This is a genomic window from Streptomyces sp. NPDC043908 (assembly GCF_056435525.1).
This window is the reverse complement of the sequence record NZ_JBWKEI010000028.1, coordinates 1-23,511: the sequence shown is the minus strand read 5'-3', so window position 1 is coordinate 23,511 and position 23,511 is coordinate 1. Positions and strand designations below refer to the sequence as shown.

Here is a 23,511-nt window from a genome sequence, read left to right as displayed (position 1 = left end):
GCCCGGTGACCGGGCCCGCCGAGACGGGCCCGGACCCACCCCTGACCCGGAAGATCAGAGAGCGGACGGCCGCTGCCCAGCCCTGGGCGCCGACCGCTCGTCCAGCGACACCGGGTTCGGCTCCGGGTGCGGCGCGCACGACGCGCGCCGCACCGGCGTCCGTCCGCTCAGCAGGTAGTCCATCAGGTACCCGTTGACGCAGGCGTTGGGACCGCCGCCGATGCCGTGCGTACCGGCGTCCTTCTCCGTCACCAGGACCGCCCCCGGCAGTCTGCGCTGGAGCTCCAGCGCCCCCTGGTACGGCGTCGCCGCGTCCCGTTCGGCCGCCAGGATCAGCGTCGGCGGCAGCTCCCCGCGGCGCACCCCGACGTCCACCGGCCGCTGCCGGGGCGCCGGCCAGTAGGCGCACGGCAGGTTCATCCAGGCGTTGTCCCACGTCTCGAACGGCGCGATCTCGGCGAGCGCGCTGTTGTCGCGGTCCCACACCGACCACTTCGTCGGCCAGGGCGCGTCGTTGCACTCGACCGCCGTGTACACCGCGTTCCCGTTCTCCTCGTCCCACGCCGCCTCCGGCCGCGGCGAGGCCTGGGCGATCAGCGGCTTGGGGTCGCCCCGGAGGTACGCCGAGAGGGCGGTCGCCCGCAGGGCCCAGTAGTCGTCGTAGTACCCGGCCTTCAGGAAGGCCGACTGGAGCTGGCCGGGGCCGACCGTGCCGCCCGCCGGCTCCTCCGCGAGCCGGGCGCGCACCTTCTCGAAGTTCTCCAGGACCTCCTCGGCCGTGGTGCCCAGGTGGTAGACGCCGTCGTGCCGGGCGACCCAGGCGCGGAAGTCCTGCCAGCGGCTCTCGAACGCCAGCGACTGGTCGAGGTTGTTGCGGTACCAGATCTGCCGCGGGTCGGGGTTGACCGCCGAGTCGAAGACCATCCGGCGCACGTGGGAGGGGAAGAGCGTCGCGTACACGGCGCCGAAGTACGTGCCGTACGACGCTCCCACGAACGTCAGCTTCCGCTCCCCGAGCGCGGCCCGCAGCACATCGAGGTCGCGCGCGTTGTTGAGGCTGGTGTAGTGCCGCAGCGCCGCGCCCGCGTGGCGCGCGCAACCCTGCGCGTACGCCTTGGCCTGCGCGATCCGCTCCAGCTTGTACGAGGGCGAGGGGTCGGTCGGGGACGGGGTGGGCGCCTTGGTGAAGTCCTTCGGGTCCTGGCAGGACAGCGGCGCGGAGCGGGCCACCCCGCGCGGGGCGTAGCCCACCAGGTCGTAGGCCCCGGCGATCCGCTTCCACTCGGGCAGGCTCGCGACCATCGGGAAGTACATGCTGGAGGCGCCCGGTCCGCCCGGGTTGTAGACCAGCGCGCCCTGCCGCTCGGCCCGTTTGCCGGTGGCCCGCACCCGGCTGACGGTGAGTTTGATCTGACGGCCCATCGGCTTGGTGTAGTCGAGCGGGACCCGGACCGTGCCGCACTGGATGCTGTCGGGGAGCATCTCCGCCTTGGCGCAGCGGCCGAAGGCGATCCCGGTCGCCGCGGCCCGCCGGGCGGCGACGGCGGTGCCGTGCGCCTCGGCGGTGCGCGGATCCACGCCGCCGGCCGGGGAGGCGGCCAGCGTGGACAGAACGAGGGAACCGAGGGTTCCGTACAGTGCTGCTGCTCTCATCTGCATCCCTTTGCGGGTCTGTCCGGCACGACAGGTGACCGGTACAAAAGGGATGATTAGCGGAGTAATTGATGAAGTAAAGCACCGATGGGCGGTGCGCCGGGGTCAAAGTCGCCCGTCAGGCCACCCGTCGGGCTGCTGGTCGGGCAGGTGCCGGGCCGTCCGCGGGATCCTCCACCCGGCCGACCACCCGGCCGACCACCCGGCCGACCACCCGGCCGTCCGCCGGGCCGGCGGTCAGGCCGCCCGGCCGCCGCGCAGGGCGGTCCGCAGCTCCGGGTCGTCGACCGCGCTCACGCCCCGTACCGCGACGGCGGTGAGCGGGTCCCCGGCCGGGTCGATCCGGCCGAGCAGCCGCTGGCCGTCGGGGGAGGCCCAGCGGGTGTGCGGGTGGACCTCGAAACGGGCGATGAAGAGGCAACCGAGGGTGAGGACCGTCGGCAGCGAGAACCAGGCAGCGATCTCCGCCTGTGTCGCGCGGTCCTGACCGGGCATCAGAAGAGCGATCGCGCCGAGGGTGAGCGTGAGCGCCGCCGCGCCGCGTACGGCCCGTACGGAGGCCGTGACGCCTGTCCTGGCCGCGTCCGGGACGGCGAGCCCGGCGGCGGCCAGCCGGTCGGCGAGGGCGTGCACCGCGTCGGCGGCGGCCGCGGCCGAGCGGATCGCCGCTATCCGGGCCTGGCCGCCCGGCCCGATGGCCCCTATCACCGACCGCTCCAGGTCGTCGCGGCCCTCCGGGTCGACGACCGTGGCCCAGCCGGTGTGCGCGAGCAGCAACCGGCGGGCGCGGTGCATGGTGACCAGGGTCAGATCGGTGACCCGTAAGGGGCCGCCCGCGAGGAAGGCCGCCTCGTACAGCGAGAGGCCGAGCTCCGGGTCCCGGGTGACCGGGCCCTGGTCGGCCGCCGCGGACGCGGCGAGGCAGAGCCGCCCGCACGAGACGGCGGACGCGAGGCACGCGGCGACCAGGAAGAGAACCCAGAACATGGCCGAGTTGTATGTGAAGCGGTGAGGCCGGCGCCATGCCTTTCCCATGATGTGGACATGGAGTTATCGGTTCGTTACGGAGTGTCGGTGGGGTTGACCCGGCTGGCGGCGGGCGGCAGCGCGAACGACGGGGTGACCGGGGCGGGGGAGGGGAGGGTGGCGCCCGGGGTGGGCGGGGGCGGTCCGCTGGGGGACGCGGTGGTGCCCGCGACGCTCTCCCGGGCCAGCGCGTCGAAGTCGACGAGGCCGGTCGCCTCCAGCATCCGGATGTGGTCGAGGACCGTGGTGTTGGCGTCGTCGGCGAGCGCGCGCACCAGCGAGTTGCGGGTGTTGGCCCGGATCTGCGCGACGAGCGAGAACACCTTCCCGTGCGCCGAACGCAGGATGTTGGCGAAGTCCTTCTCGTACGTGGTCCCGCTCTCCGAGGTCAGCGTCCGCAGCCACCCCCGCTGCTGCTCGTTGGGCTGGTCGGGGAGCTCCATCCCGAGCTGGGCCGCGACCTCGCGCACGCGCGCGTCCAGGAAGGCGTGCCCGTCGATGAGGTGGTGCCCCGCGGCGGTGACGGCGGCGCTGGGCGCCCGCTCGACGGCCTGCTGCCCGGCGGGCAGCTCCCACAGCCCGGCGAGTCTGACCCGGACGACGAAGTCCCGGTCGGCGGCCGACAGCGGCCCCCAGCGGGTGGGCACCGAGCCCGCGTTGAGGTTGGCGAGTCCGGTGCCCGAGCGGTCGGCGTAGGACCAGACGGGGTAGAGCAGGGCGGCGATGGTCGCCGTCAGGGCGATGACGACCAAGCCGGTACCGGAAAGGAATATCCGACGCATGAAAGCCTCCAAGTGCGGTGCGCACGGTAATGCGGAGGCAGGTGATCCGGGGAGTCTTTCGAGGAAAACCGTGACGGGACCGTGTGGGAGGCATCACGGGTCGGCCGAGTCCCGGACGCCGTGACGGGGCGGGTGGTACCGTGCCCGCCCCCGTCCGCGCGGCCCCTATGGGCCCCCGCCTACGCGGCCCGTACGAGCCCGCGCACGAAGCGGGCGGCCCGCCCCGGCGGCCGGGCCCCGGCCCGCTCCCGCCACCACCGTCCCAGCGGCCGGGCCACGTCGGCGTCGAGGCCGCCCGACCGGAGCAGCGACTCCACGAAGTCCAGGGCGTCGCGGCGGTAGCCGTCGCGCAGGGGGCGTCCGCGCGCGTACGCGAGGTAGGCCGGCCGGTAGGCGTCCTTGAGGATGCGGGGCAGCTCGGGCGCGACCTTGGCGACGACATCGGCCCGCTTGGCGGCGAGCGCGTGCGCCTGGACGCGCAGCCGGACGGCGTCGAAGCCGGGCGGCACCGGGGTGCCCGCGACCAGCGCGGAGAGGAGCGAGGTCTGCGCGAGGGCGAGCGACACGCGCTCCGGCCCTTCCACCTCCCCATCGGCCTGCACCGGGACGGCAGACGCTCCGCCCGAGGCGCCCCCGGTGCCGGCGGGCGGGGCGAACAGGGGCTGTGGGCCGCGCGCTTCGGCGGGGGCAGTGGCTCGGCCGCTCTCGACGTCCGCGGTGCCCTCGGCGCTGGCGGGCCGGGAGGACGACGGCCGTGGGCCGTGGCCTTCGGCGGTGGGGGGAGTGGTTCGGCCGATTTCCACGTCCGTGGTGCCCTCGGCGCCGGCGGGCGAGGCGAACAGGGGCTGTGGGCCGTGGCCTTCGGCGGCGAGGGGAGTAGCTCGGCCGCTCTTGACGTTCGCGGTCTCCTCGGCGCTCGCGGGCCGGGAGGACGACGGCCGTGGGCCGCGGCCTTCGGCGGTGGGGGGAGCCGCCCGGCCACCCCCCGCCCGCCTGCCGCCCCGCGCGGCCCCCGGCGCGTCCAGGACACGGCGGATCGCCGCCAGCTCCCCGGCCAGCTCCGCCTCCGGCGGGAACGCCTCGTCCCGCTCCAGCAGCACCCCCGGCGGCGCCACCCGCCCCACCAGCTCCGCCAGCACGCCCAGCACCTCCGCCCCCACTGGATGCGCGTGCGTGTCGTGCCACACTCCGTCCCGCTCGACGCCCCCGGCGACGTGGACGTATGCGATCGCCTCCACCGGCAGCTCCGCGAGCGCCTTCACCGGGTCCTCGCCCCGGTTCACCCGGTTCGTGTGGAGGTTCGCCACGTCGATCAGGAGCCGCACCCCCGTACGTTCCACCAGCTCCGCGAGGAACTGGCCCTCCGTCATGTCCTCGTCCGGCCAGTTCACCAGCGCCGCGATGTTCTCCAGGGCCAGCGGCACCGGGAGGCTGTCCTGGGCGATGCGGACGTTCTCGCAGAGCACCTCCAGCGCGTCCCAGGTGCGCGGCACGGGCAGCAGGTGCCCCGCCTCCAGGCGCGGTGACGCGGTGAGCGCGCCCCCGCCCCGGACGAACGCGATGTGCTCGGTGACCAGCGGAGCCGACAGCGCCTCCGCCCGGGCCGCCAGGTCGGCGAGCCGGCCCGCGTCGGGGCGGTCGGCGCCGCCCAGGCCCAGCGAGACGCCGTGCGGCACGACCGTGACCCCGCGCCGGCGCAGCCGCAGGAGCGACTCGGGGAGGTGGCCGGGGCAGAGGTTCTCCGCCACCACCTCCACCCAGTCGACGCCCGGCAGCCGCTCGACCGCGTCCGCGATCTCGGGCCGCCAGCCGATGCCGATCCCCAGTTCCAGCTTCCGCTCCCGCTCCAGCTCCAATTCCAGCTCCATGGCCGGCCTCCCCCTCGGTCCGACGCGGTCCCGGCGCGTGTGGAGTGGTCATGGCCCCGCACGGCCCGCGCCAACCCGCCGGCGCCCACCTTCAGAGCTTGATTTGAGGTTGGCTCACTTCTGCGTGGCCAGGGCGTCGTAGTCCACCATCCCCGTCGACTCCAGCATGTTGATGTGGTCGAGGACGGTCTGGTTCGCGTCCTGCGCCAGATCCCGCACCAGGGAGTTGCGGGTCGTGGCGCGGACCTTGGCGACCAGCCCGAACACCTTGCCGTGGGCGCTCCGCAGCAGGTTCGCGAACTTCACCTCGTAGTCGCGGCCCTGCGCGGCCGAAAGCTCCTTGAGCCAGCCCTGCTGCTGCTCGTTGGGCTGGTTCGGCAGCTCCATCCCGAGCTGGGCCGCGACCTCGCGCACGTGCTTGTCCAGCGCGGTGTGCCCCATGACCAGGTGGTCCCCGGTCGCCTTGATCGCCGCGCTGGGGGCCCGCTCCTGCGCCTGCTGCCCGGCCGGCAGCTCCCAGAGCCCGGCCAGCCGCACCTTCGTCACCAGTTCGCGGTCGTCGGGCGAGAGCGGCCCCCAGCGGGTCGCCACCGAGGCGCCGTCGAGGTTCGACTTGTCCGTCCCCAGCCGGTCGGCGTACGACCAGACGGGGAAGGCGAGCGCGCCGATGGTGGCGGCCAGCGCCACGATGATCAGGGCCGTTCCGTTGAAACGGCCGAGTATCCCGATTCGGTCGGTCCGGTCCGTCCGTCCGATGCGTCGCATCAACATGCCTCCCGTGCAGGCGATTTGGCGTACCGGGAGGTACGGATGGGACGGGAGTCGTGTTCAGATCATCCGGACGCGGTCACCGGCTGACCCGGACGCGGTCACCGGCCGAGCCGCGCCCGCAGCGCCGGATGGTCCGCCACCACCGTGCACGAGCCCGGCGCGATCTCCGTGAAGCCCGCGTCCCGGACCACCGGAAGCCCGCCGGAGGTGAGCGCCGCCCACGCCTCGCGCGGGGCCACCCGCACCGAGAGGGCGAAGTCCGCCTCGCGCCACGCCGTGCGCTCCGCCTCCGTCAGCTCCCACCAGGCCAGCTGGGCGCCGTGCCCGGCCTGGGCCATCGTCTTGCCCGCCGACATGTCGAGCTCCGGGTTGAGCCACAGGACCGGGGCGAGCGGGTCGGGGGCCGGCGGGCCGGACGGGTCGTCCAGGTCCGTGCCGGAGACCTGGAGCTTGAGCAGCTCCTTGGGCCAGCCGTCCAGCGGCACCGGCGGGAAGACCCGCACCTGCGCCGACTTGCCGGTGACCGTGATGCCCGGCAGCGCCGCGGCCTTGCGCCACTCCGCGCCGCGCGCCCGCCGCACCACCTTGCGGATCCTGGCGTCCTGCCAGTCCCGCACGACCCGCGCCCACTCACCCTCACCCGCGGACCGCTCGTCGGCGAGCATCACCAGGACGGCCCGGGCCGCGGTCTCCAGCGCGTCGGTGCGGGCCGGCGGGTCGGTCTTCTCGATACGGACGACCAGCGGGAGGACGTACTGGGGGGCCTCGTCGCGTACGGTCCGCTCGTCGTGGAACGGGCTCGCGGCGGGCGTCTTCGGCATCTCTTCACTGCTCACCCGGCCAGTCTGCCAGCCGCCCTTTCCCGGCTTCTTGGCGGAATGAACCCTTCCGGGACAGGATGCCCGCATGAAGAGCGATCTTTTCTCCTCGGGGCACATGGCGGAGCCGGCCACCGAGGCCGGCATGAGCCTGCAGAACGCCAAGTCCATCAAGTACGCGGTCAACGGCGAGATGCTCGCCCGCCAGGGATCGATGATCGCCTACCGCGGAAACCTCCAGTTCGAGCGGCGCGGCCAGGGCATAGGCGGCATGCTCAAGCGCGCGGTCACCGGTGAGGGGCTGCCCCTGATGGCGGTCACCGGCCAGGGCGAGGCGTGGTTCGCGCACGAGGCGCAGAACTGCTTCGTCGTCGACATCGAGCAGGGTGACGTCCTGACCGTCAACGGCCGCAACGTCCTCTGCTTCGACGCCTCCCTCTCGTACGAGATCAAGACGGTCAAGGGCTCCGGCATCGCCGGTGGCGGCCTCTTCAACAGCGTCTTCACCGGCTGGGGCCGGCTCGGTCTGGTCTGCGAGGGCAACCCGCTGGTCATCCCGGTCACCGCGCAGCAGCCGGTGTACGTCGACACCGACGCGGTCGTCGGCTGGACCGCGAACCTGAACACCTCGCTGCACCGCTCGCAGTCCATCGGTTCGATGATCCGCGGCGGCTCCGGCGAGGCCGTGCAGCTGATGCTCCAGGGCGAGGGCTACGTCATCGTCCGCCCGAGCGAGGTGACCCCGAAGAAGGCCGAACAGCACTGAGGCCCCCGCGCGGCCCGCGCCCGGCGGGCCGTCGGCGGGACGGCGCCGGCGGCCCCGGGGCGACTACGCTGATCCGTATGGACCAGGACCACGACCAGGATCAGGGCCGGGACCAGGTGCGCGGGGACGAGGACGACGCGGCGTACTGCGCCCCGGCCGCCCCCGAGCGGCCCGCCCCGGCCGACGGGCCGCCGTACGCGGAGTGCGTGCTGTGCCGCGCGCCCACCGAGTACCCGGAGTCGGTCAAGGGCATCACGCTCTGCCCGGTGTGCGAGTGGCAGGAGGCCCAGCGCACCGCCTGCTCCGGCTGACGGCCCGGCGCGCCGGGGCTAGCGCCTGGTGGACGAGCCGATGAGCTCCGAGACCTTCACGAAGCGGTAGCCGCGCCTGCGCAGCTCCGGCACGATCCGCTGGACCGCCCGGTCGGTGACGGGCGCCGCGCTGCGGGTGCAGTGCATGACCACCAGCGAGCCCGGCTTCACCCCGGCCAGCACCTGCTCGGCCACGGCGTCGGCGTCGCGCGCGAAGGCGTCTCCGCTCACCACGTCCCACTGCACCGCGGTCATCTTCAGCGGGGCCAGCGTCCGCAGCACCTGGTCGTCGAAGCAGCCGCCGGGGAAGCGGAAGTACGGCACCGCGTTGCGCACCCCCGCCTTCTTGAAGGCAGCGGCCGCCTTCTCCACGTCGGCGCGCATCCCGTCCCCGGCGACGACGGGCAGCCCGTAACAGGGGGACGTGAAGGCGTAGTGGCTGTACGAGTGGTTGGCGACCTCGAAGGCGGGGTCGGCCCCGATGGCGTGCGCCTCGGCCGGGTACTCCTCGGCCCAGCGGCCCGTCATGAACACCGTCGCCGGGACCTTCATCCGGCGCAGATCGGCGATGAGCGCGGGGTTGTCGAAGCGTTCGCCGCGCGCCGCGCGCGGCCCCTGGTCGGCGGTCATGTCGGCGTCGAAGGTGAGCGCGACGACCTTCTGACCGCCCTGGGGGGCGCGCCTGAAGACCGGGGTGAGACCGCCGGGGCCCGGCGCCAGTGTGGGCGCCTGCCGGGGGGCCGGCGCCGCGGGGGAGGCGGGCGCCGCGGAGGCGGCGGTGGACGGCCTGCTCGCCCCCGGCGCCGCCTTCGCGCCAGGGTCGACGGAAGCCGGATCGGAGCCGCAGCCCGCGAGTGCCGCTCCGATAACGGCAATCGACAGCAGCTTTCGTACAGAAATGGTCACGGGCGGAAGCTATCCGATCATTAGCTGATCGGCGGGGTGCGTCGCCGCCGGACCCCATACGTTTCCGGCCAATGAGTGAACCGGAGGGAACCGCTCCGAGACCCTCGTGCCCGGCGGGGTCCTCCGGGGCGCGCGGGCCGCCCCGGCGCGATGCCGGGGCCCGGCCGCGCGCCGTCCGCCCGCCCTTCGCCCGCCCGGTCCCCGTTCGCCGCCGGAAAAGATGAACATGCCGGTCGAGGTGCGCGATCGGGCGTGTTCGGAGCGGGTGTTCACCGCAGCGAAGCGAGCGGCGCGGGCCCGTCCCCCGGCCCCGCTCCCGGTGGACGTGGACATTCCCTTTCTGTCGTAAGGGAGTCGGCGGGCGCCTCGGCCGGCGGTGCGACCCCTACCGTGCAATCGGTTTCTTTACCGAGCCCATAGAGAGTTCAATTCCGGCCTCGGCGACATGACCCTTGTCGCTCCGGTGGGCCCGTGGTTAGGCTCCCGCTCGTTTCGAATCCTGCACACTTTCTTCGCAACCTGACCAACTGTGGGGTGGCTGTGCGCGAACCAGGGTTATCAGCCTTGGCAGCGGTGTCACCGGACGGGCCGACGCGGCCTGAACCGGCCGGCCCGAACCGGCGGCCTGCCGCGCCGGTGGGGTGCTAGTGGGCTCCGCCACGGCCACCGGCCGGGCGGCCGTCCGCGGGCCGCTGTCCCGCGACGTCCGGCTGTTCTGGTGCGCCAACGCCACCGACGCGCTCGGCACCCAGGCCTCCGGCGTCGTCCTGCCGCTGCTGCTCCTGGGCCTCGGCCACTCCGCCGCGACCGTCGGGCTCGTCGCGGGCGTCTCCACCGCGGCCGGGCTGCTCCTCGCCCCGTTCGCCGCCGTTCCCGCCGACCGGGGCGCGCGCAAACCGGTGATGCTCTGGTCCGCCGTGGTCTCGGCGCTCGCCATGGGCGGGGTCGCCGTCGCCGCCGCCACGGGCCGTCCGCCGCTCGCCCTGCTCCTCGGAGCGGTCCTGGTGGAACGTTTCTCCACGGCGGTGTACGAGGCCGCGGCCGCCGGTACCGTCGCGCTGATCGCCCCGCCCGCCGACAGCGCCCGGGTGGTGGCCGGGCTCTCGGCCGGCGACCAGGGCGCCCTGGTCCTCGGCCCTGCCCTGGGCGGCGCCCTCTACCAGGCATCCCGCGCCCTGCCCTTCGTCGCGGACGCGGTCTCGTACACGGTCACCGCGGTGTGCGTGGGCGCGCTGAAGTCGGACCTGCGGCCGGGGGACGGCGAGGCGGCGGGGACCGGACCGGCGCCGGGCCGGGGGGAGGCGCCGGGGGAGCCGGGACACGAGGATGCCACCGGCCCCCGGACCCCGGCCGGCCCCCGCCGGAACCGCCCGCGCCGCCGCCCCGCCCTCCGCGCCGAACTCGGCGCCGGGCTCGCCCTCGTCCGCACCTCGCCCTTCCTGCGGCTCGTGCTGATCTGGACGACCACCGTCAACGGCGTGATCGTCGCGCTGTACTACGGCGCCGTCTTCACCCTCCAGAAGGGCGGCCACGGAGGCGCCCCGATGGGACTCGTCCTCGCGCTCTCCGGCGCCGCCGGGCTCACCGGATCGCTCGCCGCGCCCCGCGTCGTCGGCCGGATCGGCGCGGCCCGGCTGCTGATCGGCGTCTCCTGGCTGCTCGTACCGCTCGCCGCCGCGCTCGCGACCGCCCGGGGGCCCTGGACGTACGGCGGACTCTTCGGCGTGTTCTGCCTGCTGATGCCGCTGGTCACCGTGGTGCTCCAGTCCCGGGCGATCCAGGAGACCCCGCCCGCCCTCCAGGCCCGTACCGCCGCGGTCCTCGCCACCGCCGTCGGCGGCTCGGCCGCCCTCGCGCCCGTCCTCGCGGGGGCGTGCGCCTCCCGCGCGGGCACGGCCGCCCCCGCCCTGGCGAGCGCCGCTGTGCTCACCGTGCTGGCCTGCTGGACGACGTACGTACGGATACCGGCGCGGGGAGGCGCCGTATGACCGGCCGCTACCAGGTCTACCGGGCCGCCCTGCCCGAGGTGTGCGCCGCCGATCCCGCGCGGATGGCCTTCACCGGCGACGCCGACGGCCGCTGCGAGGTGTTCACCTGGGACGCCCGGTCCGGGCGCACCCGGCAGGTCACCGACCGCCCGCACGGCACCTTCCACCACGCCGTCGACCGCGACGGACGGGTGTGGTGGTTCGACGAGGACGAACACGGCCGCGGGCACTGGCGGTTCCAGCCCTTCGAGGGCGGCCCCGACCGGCCCGGCCTGACCGGACCGCCCCCCGGCGAGCCGCGCGGGCTCGCCGTCGGCGACGACGCGACGGTCGCGATCGGCCTCGGGGACGCCCTGACCACCGCCGTCCACATCGGCCCGCGCGGCGGCCCGGCCCGCGAGGTGACGCGCGTCGACGGGCACGCCACCCTGTCCGGCATCACCCCCGACGGCCGCCTCCTCGCCCTCAGCCGCGCCGCGGGCTCGGCCCTGGCCGTGACCGTACTGTCCGGCGACGGCACCACGCGCGCGGTGCTGCCCGGCGACGGCCCGCACGGCAGACTCTGGTGCCTGGGCTTCGCCCCCGCGGGCGACCGTGCCGAACTGCTCCTCGTCCGCGAGTGCGACGACCAGTACGTACTGGCGAGTTGGCGCCCGGACGACGACGGGGGCCCCGGAACGCTCACCACCCACTCCTGGTGCGCCTTCGACACCGAGATCACCGCCCGCTGGCACCCCGACGCGGGCTCGGTCCTCGTCCGCCAGGACCGCCACGGCCGCAGCACCCTGCACCGCGCCGACCTGCGCGCCCGTACGGTCGAACGCGTGCCGACCCCGCGCGGCACCCTCCTGGACGCCGCGCCCCGCGCCGGAACCGACGTCCACTACCTCTGGACCGACACCGCGAACCCGCCCCGGCTCGCCTCCACCGCCGGGACCCCGCTGCCGCCCACGCACGGCATCACCGCCCCCGTACCCGGCGAGCACCGCGACCTGTGGACGCCCGGCCCCGACGGCCCGGTCCACAGCCTGCTCAGCCTGCCCGAGGGCCGCCGGGTGCCCGTCCCCGCGGTGTTCCTGGTGCACGGCGGGCCCGCCGACCACGACCGGGACGCCTACGACGGAGTGGTCCACTCCCTCGTCGCCTCCGGCTTCGCCGTCGTCCGCGTCAACTACCGCGGCTCCACCGGCTACGGCCCGCGCTGGCGCCGGGCCTTCGGCCAGGGCGTCGGGCTCACCCAGGTCGACGACCTCGCCGCGGTCCGCGCCGACCTGGTCGAGCGCGCGGTCGTCCGCGCCGACGCGGTCGGGCTGTGGGGCACCTCCTGGGGCGGCTACCTCGTCCTGCTCGCCCTCGGGCTGCGCCCGGACCTGTGGCAGGCGGGCGTGGCCGTGAAGCCGGTGGCCGACTGCGCCGCCGCCCACCGCACCAGCACCCCGGCGCTCCGCGCCCTGGACGAGCGGCTCTTCGGCGGCACTCCCGAGGAGGTGCCCGAGCGGTACGAGCGCAGCTCGCCCGTGCGGTACGCGGCCGCCGTGCGGGCCCCGCTCCTGGTCGTCGCCGCGACCCGGGACGCCAAGTGCCCGCCCGGCCAGGTGCGCGACTACCTGGCCGCGCTGCGCCACGCGCGCGTACCGCACGAGTCGATGTGGCTGGAGACCGGCCACGACGGCTACCAGGGCGAGCACCACGTGGCGGTCCTGCGCCGCGCCGTGCTCTTCCTCGACCGCGAGCTGCGCGGCCCCGGCCGCGCAGCCGCTCCCCAGACTCCCCGCTCGGACCGGAGCGGGGATTCCGGACGGGTCCGCACCACGGTCCCCGCCGGAACAGGCACCACCCGACACGATGAGAGGAGTTCCCATGCAGAAGGACATCATCCAGAACGACCCGCTCGCGGGTGACGAGGAGAACCGCAAGCCGAGCGTCGGCGTGACCATCAAGGTTCCGTTCCGCAACGCCGAGGACGGCGAAGAGGACTGATCCCCGCCGGCCGGTCCGGCGGTCGAGACCGCCGGACCGGCCGGTGCCGGGCCCCGAGGCTCCGGCCCGGGGCCCGGGCCCCTTTTCCTTACGTCTGGGTACCCGCGAGGAGTCGACATGCGTGTTCTGCTGGTCAATATGCCCTGGTCGCCGATCGATCTGCCGTCGCTGGCCCTGGGAATCCTCAAACGCAGCGTCGACGAACGCGTGCCGGGCGCCCGGGCCGACGTGCTGCACGCCAATCTCGAATTCACCGACTGGATCACCGAGCGCACCGCGTTCACCGCCGACGACTACGAGTACTACGCGCTCTCCTCCTATTTCATGGGCTGCGGCGACTGGGTCTTCTCCTCCGCCCTTTACGACGACCCCACCTGGCGCGACCAGGAGTTCGCGGACGCGATGAAGGGGAAGCTCCGCAAGTCCCGGCTGCGCATGTCCCAGGAACTGCACCGCGCGGTACCGGAGTTCGTGGAAATGATCGCCGAGCGGATCGTGGCGTACGGCCCCGACGTCGTCGGCTTCACCTCCACCTTCCAGCAGAACACCGCGGCCCTCGCCGCCGCCAAGCACGTCAAGCGGCTCGCCCCGCACATCGTGACCGTGATGGGCGGCGCCAACTGCGACGGCGAGCAGGGCGAGGCCGTCCACCGCAACTTCCCCTTCGTGGACCACGTCATCCGCGGTGAGGGCGAGTCGGCCTTCCCGCAGCTGCTCACCGCCATCGGCGAGGGTGCGGGCGCGGACGCGTTCGCGGCGGTGCCGGGCCTGTGCCACCGGGGCGCCGACGGCGCGAGCGTGGCGAACCCCATGGCCACCAGCCCGCTGCCGCCCGTCGCGATCCTGCCCCCCGACTACAGCGGCTACTTCGAACGGCTCGGCACCTCGGTCGCCCGCAACTGGGTCGAGCCGAAACTGGTCGTCGAGGGCGCCCGCGGCTGCTGGTGGGGCGAGAAGCACCACTGCACCTTCTGCGGGCTCAACGGCTCCTTCATGCAGTACCGCTCCAAGACCCCCGAGACCTTCTACTCGGAGATCATGGAGCTCGCCCGGCAGCACCGCGTCCTCGACATGTACCTGGTCGACAACATCCTCGACATGGGCTACCTGACCACGGTCCTGCCCCGCATCATCGAGAGCGGCTACGACCTGCGCATGCACATCGAGATCAAGGCCAACATGCGCCGCAGCCAGCTCCGTACGCTCGCCGACGCCGGACTGATCTACGTCCAGCCCGGCATCGAGAGCCTCAACAACCGCGTCCTGGACCTGATGGACAAGGGCGTCAGCGGCTGCCAGAACGTCCGTATGCTGCGCGACGGCGCCGAGACCGGGCTCTCGGTCGCCTGGAACTACCTGCACGGCTTCCCGGGCGAGACCGCCGAGGACTACGACCCGGTGATCGCCCAGATACCGGCGCTCGAACACCTCAACCCGCCGGTCGACCTGTCCGCGCGCATCGCCATCGAACGCTTCAGCCCCTACTTCAACCGCCCCGAGCTCGGCTTCGACGGTCTGCGCCCCGAGGAGCACTACCGCTTCACCTACGACCTGCCCGAGTCCGAGCTCTACGACCTCGCGTACGTCTTCGAGGCCCCGCAGCGCGGTATCGGCGAGCCCACGGTGACCGCCCTCAACGACGCGCTGGACGCCTGGAAGAAGAACCACGCGGACGCCCGCCTCACCCACGCCGACCTCGGCGACCGCATCGTCCTGGTCAGCCGGCGGCGGATGTTCGCGTGGCGCGCGATGGAGCTGACCGACCCGTTCGAGCTGATCGCCTTCCGCCTCCTCGACCAGCCGCACACGGCCGCGGCCCTCACCCGCAAGGCAGCCGCCCGGGCACGGGACGCCGCCCGCGACGAGGGCGAGGTGCAGCGCCTCCTCGACTCCTGGGTCGCGCTCGGCCTGGTCTTCACCGACGGCGGCCAGTATGTCCACATCGCGCCCTCGGCCGTGAACGAGGACCTGCTGCGCCTGGACTTCATGCGCCACGCCCACGCGGCCCTCGACGCGGCCGGACAGCCGGCGGGCCCCGACTCCGCGGGCTCCCACTCCGCGGGCTCCGGGCCGGCCCGCCCCGAGCCCGCCCGCGCCGAGCCCGCTCCCGTATGACCGCGCCGCCCGCCGACCGCGAAACCCGTATCAGCCGTAACCGCCGTAAGAGCCGGAAGACCGTACGAGCCGGAGGACCAGCCCGATGAGCACCGCCCTCACCCCGCGCACCGCGGCCCTCACCGTCACCGCCTGGCGCGACTACGACCCCGACGCCTGCGCGCTGCCCGGGATGCACCTGGGCGACCTCGAACTGACCGGCCCCGCGGGGGAGGAGGCCGACCGGCTGTGGGAGGCGGGCGTCCGCCGTGTCCGCCTCGCCGGGACGGTCGACCTCGCGGACCTGAGTGCCCCGGACGCCGCCCGGCGGGCCGTACGCGCCCTGAGCCTGGCCCGCGACCTGACGGCCCGGGCGGTCCTGGTCGAGTGGAAGCTGCGGCTCGACCCGGCCGCGGACGCCGACACCTGGAAGCTGCTGAGCCATATCCAGCCACCGCAGCGCCTGGAGGGCCCCGCCGACGCGGCCGAAGCGCTGCGCCAGTGGCGCGAGGGTCACTACCTGTGCAAGTGCCTGTGGCGCCAGGGGCCCGGTTTCGTCCAGATCCGCGACCGCCGCTGGGGCGACCTGCGCCGCTTCACCGCCGACGAGCCGGAGTACCACGAGGTGATCAGGAGCCTCGTCCACGGCGCCCCGGCCGACTCGGTCCCGCCCGCAGTCCTCGCCGACTTCCTCTCCGAGAAGCTGGTCCTGGAGGTGGGCGACCTGGCGTGGTGGCTGCCGTACCGGGTGAACCGCTGGATCCAGGAGGCGATGGCCATCTGAGGACCGCCGCCGGGTCAGGCCAGCAGCCGCGCCCGGCACTCCTCCACGTCGAAGTCGCCCTTCGGATACCGCGGGTCGAGTTCGCGCAACTGCTCCAGGAGGAGCCGGCTGACCGCCCAGTCGCGGTACCACTTGCGGTCGGCGGGCACCACGTACCAGGGCGCCTCGTCCGTCGAGCACCGCTCCAGGGCGATCTCGTACGCCTTCCGGTACGCGGGCCACCGTGCCCGCTCGTCGAGGTCGCCCGGGTTGAACTTCCAGTGCTTGTCCGGGTTGTCGAGCCGTTCGAGCAGTCGGCGCCGCTGCTGCTCGGGGCTGATGTGCAGGAAGACCTTGACCACGCTCACGCCGTCCTCCACGAGCGACTGCTCGAACCGGTTGATCTGCCCGTAGCGGCGCCCCAGCCGCCGGTGCGGGACCAGCTCGTGGACCCGGGCGATCAGCACGTCCTCGTAGTGCGAGCGGTCGAAGATGCCGATCTCGCCCGGCTGCGGCAGCGCCCGCATGATCCGCCACAGGAAGGGGTGGTTCAGCTCCTCGCGGGTGGGTGCCTTGAACGCCCTGATCCGGCAGCCGGACGGGTTGAACAGGCCGATGACGTGCTTGACCGTGCCGCCCTTGCCACTGGTGTCCATGCCCTGGAGCACCAGCAGCACCCGGCGCCGGTCGCCCGCCGTGCTCGCCGCGTACAGCCGCTCCTGGAGCCCGGCGAGCTCCTCGCCCATCCCGGCCGTCGCCGCGAGCCCCTCGGCCTTGTTCCCCGGCCCCGCCGGGAGGGCGTCGGCAGCGAAGGCGGCGAGGTCGACGGGCTTGCCGCCAGGGACGCGCAGCAGCCGGCGCAGGTCCGGCTCCGCGGGCTTCTTCCCGCCCTTGCCGCTCTTGCCGCGCTTCTTCGCCACCGCGCACCCCTTCCCGTCGGTTCCCTCGATCGTGCGACGGAACGCGACGCGGCGCGAACGCTAACGGGCGAAGGGGCCCGTCACCGCGAAGGTCGTTCCCGGCGTGTAGCAGTTGACGTACATCGTTTGCCCGTCCGGGGCGAAGGTGACCCCCGCGAACTCGCCCCATTCGGGGGAGCCGGGCTTGCCGATGTCCTGCCGCCCGCGCGCCATCGGGTACACCTTGCCGCGCCGGGTCAGTCCGAAGACGTGCTGGGCGCCGTTGCCGTCCTCGCACACCATCAGGCCGCCGTCCGGGGCGAGGCAGATGTTGTCCGGTGACTCGCCGGGCAGCCGGACGTCGGTGGCCGGGCCGAAGACGACGATCAGGGTGAGGCGGCGGTGCCTCGGGTCGTACCGCCACACCTGGCCGAAGTGGTCGGCGCCCGACCCCTCCGCCACGCGCGCGTAGCTGGAGACGAAGTAGACGCAGTCGCCGCTCCAGTAGCAGCCCTCCAGCTTCTGCGCGTGGGTGATGCCGCGCGGGCCGAAGTCCTGGAGCCGGATGGGTGTGCTGCGCGCCGACGGATCGGGCACCGGCACCCATTCGATCCCCTCGAACCGGGTCCCGGGCTCCTGGACCACGGACAGGTCGGGTACGTCCGGGACGCGCATCGCCTCCAGGGCCCCACCCGCCCGCAGGGAGCCCGTGCCGCCGAGCGGCCGGTGCGGCAGGAAGCGGTAGAAGAGCCCGAAGGGCCGGGTGAAGGCGTCCTCCGTCTCGTAGACGACACCGCGCCGCGGGTCGACGGCGATCGCCTCGTGCTGGAAGCGGCCCATCGCCGTGAGCGGTACGGCCCCGGTGCGGCGCGGGTCGGCGCCGTCGACCTCGAAGACGAAGCCGTGGTCCTTGGTGTAGCCGTTGGTGCCCGCCCGGTCCTCGGTCTCCTCGCAGGTCAGCCAGGTGTTCCAAGGGGTACGGCCGCCCGCGCAGTTGACGGCGGTGCCGCTGATGGCGACCCGCTCGGACAGCACCCGGTTGTCGCAGTCGAGCTCCAGGGCCGTACAGCCGCCCTTGCCCATCGGGTCGTACACCAGTCCCTCGACGTGCGGGACCGGGATCGCGGCGCTCACCCGGTTCTCGTGGTTGCGCACCAGCCGGACGCCACCGCGGGGCCCCGCGAACGCGGCCATGCCGTCGTGGTTGCTCGGCACCCGGCCCCCGCCGGAGCGCAGCGGGTCGCCCTCGCGGGAGAGCACCCGGTAGCGGAACCCCTCCGGCAGATCGAGCAGACCGGCCGGGTCCGGAACGAGCGGCCCGTAGCCGCGCCGGCCGACGGCGGCCGCGGCGGGGCTCCCGGCGAAGAGCTCGCCGACGGCGCCCGTGAAGGCGATCGCCACAGCCGAGGCGCCGGTGCGGGCCAGGATCTGACGTCGTGTTGCTCGTGCTTCGGACATGAGGCAACTCCCCTGTTGGCGGACAGGAAGACGTGACCCGCATGATCTATCACGCGATCAGGTGATAGGAGAACCATGCGGGCCGTGTCGCCTCAGGTGGCCGGAAAAGGCCGGTGACTCAGGCCAGCTCGGCGGTGAGCGTGATCGTCGTCCCCGTCAGCGCCTGGCTGACCGGGCAGTTCTTCTTGGCGTCCTCGGCCGCGGCGGTGAAACCCGACTCGTCAAGGCCCGGCACCTCGCCGCGCACGGTGAGGTGGATGCCGGTGATGCCCTCGCCCGGCTGGAACGTCACGTCCGCCTTGGTCTCCAGCCGGGTGGGCGGGTTGCCCGCGCCGGTCAGGGCGTGCGAGAGGGCCATGGAGAAGCAGCTGGAGTGGGCCGCCGCGATGAGCTCCTCCGGGCTGGTCTTGCCGTTGGCCTGCTCGGCGCGGGACGCCCAGCTGACCGGCTGCTCACCGATGCCGGACGAGTCGAAGGTGACGGTCCCCGAGCCCTTGAGGAGCTCGCCCTCCCAGACCGTGTGCGCCGTACGCGTGGTGGCCATGATGTTTCCCTTCTCGTGGCTGAGGGGGCGCGGGGCCCCCTGTGCGCCAAACCTACTGCTCGACAAGCCCCTTCGCGTCGCGCGCGAGGGCGGTGAGCCGGGAGATCGCCCGGAAGTACTTCTTCCGGTAGCCGCCGTTCAGCATCTCGTCACTGAAGAGCCGGTCGAAGGGCGCCCCGGACGCCAGCACCGGCACCTCACGGTCGTAGAGCCGGTCGGCCAGCACCACCAGCCGCAGCGCCGTCGACTGGTCGGGGACCGGCCGCACATCGGTGAGGCAGACCGCCTTCACCCCGTCGGTGAGCGCCCCGTACCGGCTGGGGTGGACCCGCGACAGATGGCCGAGCAGCCCGGGGAAGTCGTCGAGCGCCGCGCCCTCGGTCGCGTACGCGGCCTTGGTGACCTGCTCGTCCGAGTACGGCGCCGGGGCCTCGGGCAGCCCCCGGTGGCGGTAGTCCTCGCCGTCGATCCGCAGCGGGCGGAAGTGGGCCGACAGGCCCTGGATCTCCCGCAGGAAGTCGACCGCCGCGAACCGGCCCTCGCCCAGCTTGCCGGGCAGCGTGTTGGAGGTCGCGGCCAGCGCCACGCCCTGCTCCACCAGCTTGCCGAGCAGCGAGGACACCAGCACCGTGTCGCCCGGGTCGTCCAGCTCGAACTCGTCGATGCACAGCAGCCGGTGCCCGCTGAGGGTGCGCACGGTCTGCTGGAAGCCCAGCGCGCCGACCAGGTTCGTCAGCTCGACGAAGGTGCCGAACGCCTTCAGGGAGGGCTCGGCCGGGGTGGCGTGCCACAGGGAGGCCAGCAGATGGGTCTTGCCGACCCCGTACCCGCCGTCGAGGTAGACCCCGCGCGGGCCCGCGGGCGCGGCGGGCTTGCGGGCGAACCACTTGCGGCGCCCGCCCCCGCTCGCGTGCGCCCCGCCCAGACCGGCCGCGAAGGAGGCGAGCGCCGTGACGGCCTCGCTCTGGCTGGGCTGGTTGGGGTCCGGTACGTACGTCTCGAAGCGGACCGAGTCGAACCGCGGCGGCGGCACCATCTCGGCGACCAGACGGTCGGCGGGGACATGCGGCTCGCGGGCGCAGAGCGACAGCGGGGCCGCTTGGGTTATGGGGCTGGTCGACACAGTTCCCCACTGTAAGCGCCGTGTAAGACTGCACGGATGCGACGCCTGTTCCCTGTGACCGACCAGACACCCGCCTCCGAAGCCGGCGAGTGGTCGTTCGACGCGCTGGCCGAGGCCTACGCGTACCCCGAGACGGACGGCCCCTACCTGCGGGCCAACATGGTCTCCTCGCTGGACGGCGCGGGCCAGCACGAGGGCCGCTCCCACCCCCTCTCCTCCGACACCGACATGCGGATCTTCGGCACGCTGCGGGCGCTGGCCGATGTGGTCGTGGTGGGTGCGGAAACGGTACGCCAGGAGGGTTACCGCCCGGCCAGGGCGCGGGAGGTCTTCGCGGACCGGCGCGCGGCGGCGGGCCAGGGTCCGGCCCCGGCCATCGCGGTGGTGACGGCCAGTCTCGACCTGGATTTCGGCCTGCCCCTGTTCACCTCGCCGCTGGTCCCGACGATCGTGCTGACCGGCGCCGCGGCGCCCCCGGACCGGGTCCGCGCGGCGGAGGTGGCCGGCGCGGAGGTCGTGATCGCCGGTGACGGGCCGGGAGTGGAGCCCGGCCGGGCCGTCGAGGCGCTGGCCTCGCGCGGGATGCGGCGGATGCTCACCGAGGGCGGTCCCCGCCTGCTGGGCCAGTTCGTGGCCGCCGGAGTGCTCGACGAACTCTGTCTGACGGTGTCGCCGCTGCTGACCGCGGGCACGGCCCAGCGGATCGCCGGAGGGCCCGCGGTGAGCGCCCCGGAGCAGTTCCGGCTGGAGTCGCTGCTGGAAGAGGCCGGGTTCCTCTACACCCGTTACCGTCGGATCTGACAATCAGCGGAATTTGCCGTTCCGGTTAGCTCCGGTTGGGCACACTTACTCACGCAGACCCCGTGCGGGCACGGGGAAGGATGGTTTCCGCAGGGGCGGGTAACCACGTCGAGGCCCCGCTGCCTCGCGGGGCACCGCCGGAGTGAAGAGAAGGGCGTTTGTCGTGTTCACAAGCGTATTGATGATCGAGAAACCCCTGACCTCCGTGGACGTGGAATTCGTCACCACCCTGCACGGCGACGAGCCGGTCTCCTTCGTCGTGCTCATGCAGCCCCGCGGCGACCAGGACCGCCTCCTGCGCGCCATCGACGACGTGGCCCTCGGTGAACTCGACGAAGCCGTCCACGAGGCCGACGAACCCGAGGGCCCGGAGGCCCAGGCCCCCGCCGCCCGCGCCTTGGAGCACTCCCTTCAGTCCCTGCGCGCCGGCGGCAGCGCAGCCGTCGGCCAGCTCGTCGAGGACCACCCCCTGGACCTGCTGAAGTCCGTCGTCGACGAGGTCAAGGCCGACGAGGTCATCGTCCTGACGGCGCCCCACTACGTGGAGGAGTTCTTCCACCGCGACTGGGCCTCCCGCGCCCGCCACAAGGTCGGCGTCCCCGTCCTGAAGCTCTTCGCGCACAGCGAGGAGGCGCACAGCGAATAGGGTGATGGCTCACTGGACCGGCCGACCGGTCCAGTGCCGCCGGCCCTACCGGCCGGCACTCACTCCGTACGCCGCGCACCCCCGGGAGACACACGCAAATGGCACCCGCGATCCCCACCGCCATGGAACGGCCGCACTTCATCGGCATCGGTGGTGCCGGAATGTCGGGGATCGCGCAGATCCTGGCCCGGCGCGGCGCCAAGGTCGCGGGCAGCGACGCCAAGGAGTCCGAGACGGCCGAGGCGCTGCGGGCACTGGGCGCCACCGTCCACATCGGGCACGCCGCCGAGCACCTCGCCGCCGACGCCACCAGCGTCGTCGTCTCCAGCGCCATCCGCGCCGACAACCCCGAGCTCGTCCGCGCGGCCGAGCTCTCCGTCCCCGTCGTCCACCGTTCCGACGCGCTCGCCGCGCTCATGGGCGGCCTGCGCGCCATCGCCGTCGCCGGCACCCACGGCAAGACGACCACCACCTCGATGCTCGCCGTCGCCCTCACCGAGCTGGGCCTCGACCCCTCGTACGCGATCGGCGGCGACCTCGCGGGACCCGGCACCAACGCCCGCCACGGCGAGGGCGACATCTTCGTGGCCGAGGCGGACGAGAGCGACCGCAGCTTCCAGAAGTACGACCCCGAGGTCGCCATCGTCCTCAACGTCGAACTCGACCACCACGCCAACTACGCCTCGATGGACGAGATCTACGAGTCCTTCGAGACCTTCGTCGGCAAGGTCGTCCCCGGCGGCACCCTCGTCGTCTCCGCCGACCAGTCGGGCGCCGTCGAGCTCACCCGCCGCGTCCGCGACCTCTCCTCGCTCAAGGTCGTGACGTACGGACAGGACGAGCACGCCGACGTACGCGTCCACAGGATCACCCCGCGCGGTCTGACCAGCGAGGTCACCGTCCTGCTCGGCGGCAAGTACCTGACCTTCACCGTCTCCGTCCCCGGCCGCCACTACGCCCTCAACGCCGTGGCCGCGCTCGCCGCCGGCGTCGCCCTCGGCATCCCGGCGCACAACCTGGCCTCCGCCCTCGGCAAGTACACCGGCGTCAAGCGCCGCCTCCAGCTCAAGGGCGAGACCGCGGGCGTCCAGGTCATCGACTCCTACGCGCACCACCCGACCGAGATGACCGCGGACCTGGAGGCCATGCGCTCCGCCGCATCCGACTCCCGGCTCCTCGTCGTCTTCCAGCCCCACCTCTTCTCCCGCACCCAGGAGCTGGGCACCGAGATGGGCCGCGCGCTCGCGCTGGCCGACGCCTCGGTGGTCCTCGACATCTACCCCGCGCGCGAGGACCCGATCCCGGGCGTCACCAGCGCACTGATCATCGACGCGGCCCGGGCGGCCGGCGCCGACGTCACCACCGTCCACGACAAGACGACGGTGCCGGACGTGGTCGCGGGAATGGCCAGGCCCGGCGACCTCGTTCTCACCATGGGCGCGGGCGACGTGACGGACCTGGGCCCCCAGATCCTGGCCCGCCTGTCGAACTGAGGGAGTCCCTGCCATGGCGTACGAGGTCGAGAAGCCGGACGAGCAGTGGCGCGCGGAGCTGAGCCCCGCGGAGTACGCGGTACTGCGCCAGGCCGGCACCGAACCCGCCTTCGTGGGTGAGTACACGGACACCAAGGCGAAGGGCGTCTACTCCTGCCGGGCCTGCGGCGCGGAGCTCTTCACCTCCGAGACGAAGTTCGAGTCGCACTGCGGCTGGCCGTCGTTCTTCGACCCGAAGGACACACGAGCGGTGGAGCTCATCTCCGACCGCTCGCTCGGGATGGTCCGTACGGAGGTGCGCTGCGCCCGCTGCGGCTCGCACCTCGGCCATGTCTTCGAGGGCGAGGGCTACCCCACCCCGACCGACCAGCGGTACTGCATCAACTCCATCTCGCTGCGGCTGACGCCGGACGAGGCCTGAGAGCGAACAACGCGTGACGCGGGGACCGGCACGGTTTGACGCCGGTCCCGCAGGCGCGTAAGGTTCTTCGAGTTGTCACGGAGCCGGAACGGTTCTGCGGCAGCCGTCCGCCGCAGACTTGCGGCAACCCAACTCAGCACGACCTCCTCACCGGAATGAATTTCGGCATGCCGAATTTTATTTCGAATGGGAGTGGACGACGCGAACGGCCCGATTAGGAGCCGCCCGGGGAATCCGCTAGAGTCTGGGACGTCGGAACGGCCCAACAGCCGGAAAGACAAAACGACTTGACCTGGGAGACCGGGAATCGGACACGAAAGAGTCTGATAGAGTCGGAAACGAAGGAAGCGCCCGGAGGGCCCGGAAACGGGAACGAAGGAAGCGTCCGTACCTTGAGAAC

Annotated in this window: 20 protein-coding genes and 1 pseudogene; 10 read left to right on the top strand and 11 right to left on the bottom strand. The window is 73.2% G+C overall.

The annotated features are described in order from the left end of the window. Positions 1-54: 54 nt before the first annotated feature. From AC069K_RS34805 to AC069K_RS34780, 6 genes and pseudogenes are all read right to left on the bottom strand, one after another. Complete coding sequence (locus AC069K_RS34805) at positions 55-1,653, bottom strand: alpha/beta hydrolase (protein WP_478622748.1); 1,599 nt, start codon at positions 1,651-1,653, stop codon at positions 55-57. A gap of 237 nt (positions 1,654-1,890) precedes the next feature. Continuing rightward, positions 1,891-2,640, bottom strand: a complete 750-nt coding sequence (locus AC069K_RS34800) for a TIGR04222 domain-containing membrane protein (protein WP_365112025.1) — start codon at positions 2,638-2,640, stop codon at positions 1,891-1,893. 74 nt (positions 2,641-2,714) lie between these two features. Continuing rightward, complete coding sequence (locus AC069K_RS34795; RefSeq protein WP_358835510.1) at positions 2,715-3,461, bottom strand: DUF4142 domain-containing protein; 747 nt, start codon at positions 3,459-3,461, stop codon at positions 2,715-2,717. Positions 3,462-3,640: 179 nt separating this feature from the next. Next, a complete protein-coding gene (locus tag AC069K_RS34790) occupies positions 3,641-5,329 on the bottom strand; it encodes a multinuclear nonheme iron-dependent oxidase (protein ID WP_478622745.1) in 1,689 nt (562 codons plus the stop codon). A gap of 120 nt (positions 5,330-5,449) precedes the next feature. After that, positions 5,450-6,094: pseudogene (locus tag AC069K_RS34785) on the bottom strand (DUF4142 domain-containing protein); the annotation flags it as partial. Positions 6,095-6,198: 104 nt separating this feature from the next. Next, positions 6,199-6,921 (bottom strand): peptidyl-tRNA hydrolase, encoded by a 723-nt coding sequence (locus tag AC069K_RS34780; protein WP_478622765.1) that lies wholly within the window; start codon positions 6,919-6,921, stop codon positions 6,199-6,201. A gap of 85 nt (positions 6,922-7,006) precedes the next feature. Between AC069K_RS34780 and AC069K_RS34775 the strand changes: the two genes are divergently transcribed. Together AC069K_RS34775 and AC069K_RS34770 are read left to right on the top strand one after the other, a co-directional pair. Next, a complete protein-coding gene (locus tag AC069K_RS34775) occupies positions 7,007-7,684 on the top strand; it encodes an AIM24 family protein (RefSeq protein WP_358835512.1) in 678 nt (225 codons plus the stop codon). 77 nt (positions 7,685-7,761) lie between these two features. Further along, complete coding sequence (locus AC069K_RS34770; protein WP_478622743.1) at positions 7,762-7,995, top strand: hypothetical protein; 234 nt, start codon at positions 7,762-7,764, stop codon at positions 7,993-7,995. A gap of 18 nt (positions 7,996-8,013) precedes the next feature. Here AC069K_RS34770 and AC069K_RS34765 read toward each other — a convergent pair whose 3' ends face one another. Further along, positions 8,014-8,901 carry a polysaccharide deacetylase family protein gene (locus AC069K_RS34765; RefSeq protein ID WP_478622741.1) on the bottom strand — a complete coding sequence of 296 codons (888 nt, stop codon included), beginning with the start codon at positions 8,899-8,901 and terminating at the stop codon, positions 8,014-8,016. A 647-nt stretch (positions 8,902-9,548) separates the two neighbouring features. Here AC069K_RS34765 and AC069K_RS34760 point away from each other — a divergent pair. From AC069K_RS34760 to AC069K_RS34745, 4 genes are all read left to right on the top strand, one after another. After that, positions 9,549-10,889, top strand: a complete 1,341-nt coding sequence (locus AC069K_RS34760) for an MFS transporter (RefSeq protein WP_478622739.1) — start codon at positions 9,549-9,551, stop codon at positions 10,887-10,889. After that, the gene (locus tag AC069K_RS34755; RefSeq protein ID WP_478622737.1) at positions 10,886-12,790 is read left to right on the top strand and encodes a S9 family peptidase; all 1,905 of its coding nucleotides are present in this window, start codon (positions 10,886-10,888) and stop codon (positions 12,788-12,790) included. The genes AC069K_RS34760 and AC069K_RS34755 overlap by 4 nt, the downstream gene beginning before the upstream one ends. A gap of 196 nt (positions 12,791-12,986) precedes the next feature. Further along, entirely contained in the window at positions 12,987-14,984 is a 1,998-nt protein-coding gene (locus tag AC069K_RS34750; protein WP_478622735.1) for a RiPP maturation radical SAM C-methyltransferase, read from the top strand. A gap of 85 nt (positions 14,985-15,069) precedes the next feature. Continuing rightward, the gene (locus AC069K_RS34745) at positions 15,070-15,747 is read left to right on the top strand and encodes a DUF5825 family protein (protein ID WP_365114427.1); all 678 of its coding nucleotides are present in this window, start codon (positions 15,070-15,072) and stop codon (positions 15,745-15,747) included. A gap of 14 nt (positions 15,748-15,761) precedes the next feature. On the opposite strand, the gene AC069K_RS34740 is transcribed toward AC069K_RS34745, so the two are convergent. From AC069K_RS34740 to zapE, 4 genes are all read right to left on the bottom strand, one after another. Then, the gene (locus AC069K_RS34740; protein WP_478622733.1) at positions 15,762-16,646 is read right to left on the bottom strand and encodes a PPK2 family polyphosphate kinase; all 885 of its coding nucleotides are present in this window, start codon (positions 16,644-16,646) and stop codon (positions 15,762-15,764) included. A gap of 60 nt (positions 16,647-16,706) precedes the next feature. After that, complete coding sequence (locus AC069K_RS34735) at positions 16,707-18,083, bottom strand: alkaline phosphatase PhoX (RefSeq protein ID WP_478622732.1); 1,377 nt, start codon at positions 18,081-18,083, stop codon at positions 16,707-16,709. Positions 18,084-18,201: 118 nt separating this feature from the next. Continuing rightward, on the bottom strand, positions 18,202-18,627 hold the full coding sequence (locus AC069K_RS34730) for an OsmC family protein (RefSeq protein WP_365114421.1): 426 nt from the start codon (positions 18,625-18,627) through the stop codon (positions 18,202-18,204). A 52-nt stretch (positions 18,628-18,679) separates the two neighbouring features. Continuing rightward, positions 18,680-19,750 carry a cell division protein ZapE gene (gene zapE, locus AC069K_RS34725; protein WP_478622729.1) on the bottom strand — a complete coding sequence of 357 codons (1,071 nt, stop codon included), beginning with the start codon at positions 19,748-19,750 and terminating at the stop codon, positions 18,680-18,682. Positions 19,751-19,786: 36 nt separating this feature from the next. Here zapE and AC069K_RS34720 point away from each other — a divergent pair, with 36 nt between their 5' ends. The 4 genes from AC069K_RS34720 (at position 19,787) to msrB (ending at position 23,111) form a co-directional block, all read left to right on the top strand. After that, positions 19,787-20,551, top strand: a complete 765-nt coding sequence (locus AC069K_RS34720; protein ID WP_365114417.1) for a pyrimidine reductase family protein — start codon at positions 19,787-19,789, stop codon at positions 20,549-20,551. 163 nt (positions 20,552-20,714) lie between these two features. Continuing rightward, a complete protein-coding gene (locus AC069K_RS34715) occupies positions 20,715-21,197 on the top strand; it encodes an indole-3-glycerol phosphate synthase (protein ID WP_478622727.1) in 483 nt (160 codons plus the stop codon). A gap of 98 nt (positions 21,198-21,295) precedes the next feature. Beyond that, complete coding sequence (murC, locus tag AC069K_RS34710; protein WP_478622725.1) at positions 21,296-22,690, top strand: UDP-N-acetylmuramate--L-alanine ligase; 1,395 nt, start codon at positions 21,296-21,298, stop codon at positions 22,688-22,690. Between the two features lie 13 nt (positions 22,691-22,703). Next, entirely contained in the window at positions 22,704-23,111 is a 408-nt protein-coding gene (msrB, locus tag AC069K_RS34705; RefSeq protein WP_478622723.1) for a peptide-methionine (R)-S-oxide reductase MsrB, read from the top strand. Positions 23,112-23,511: the final 400 nt, after the last annotated feature.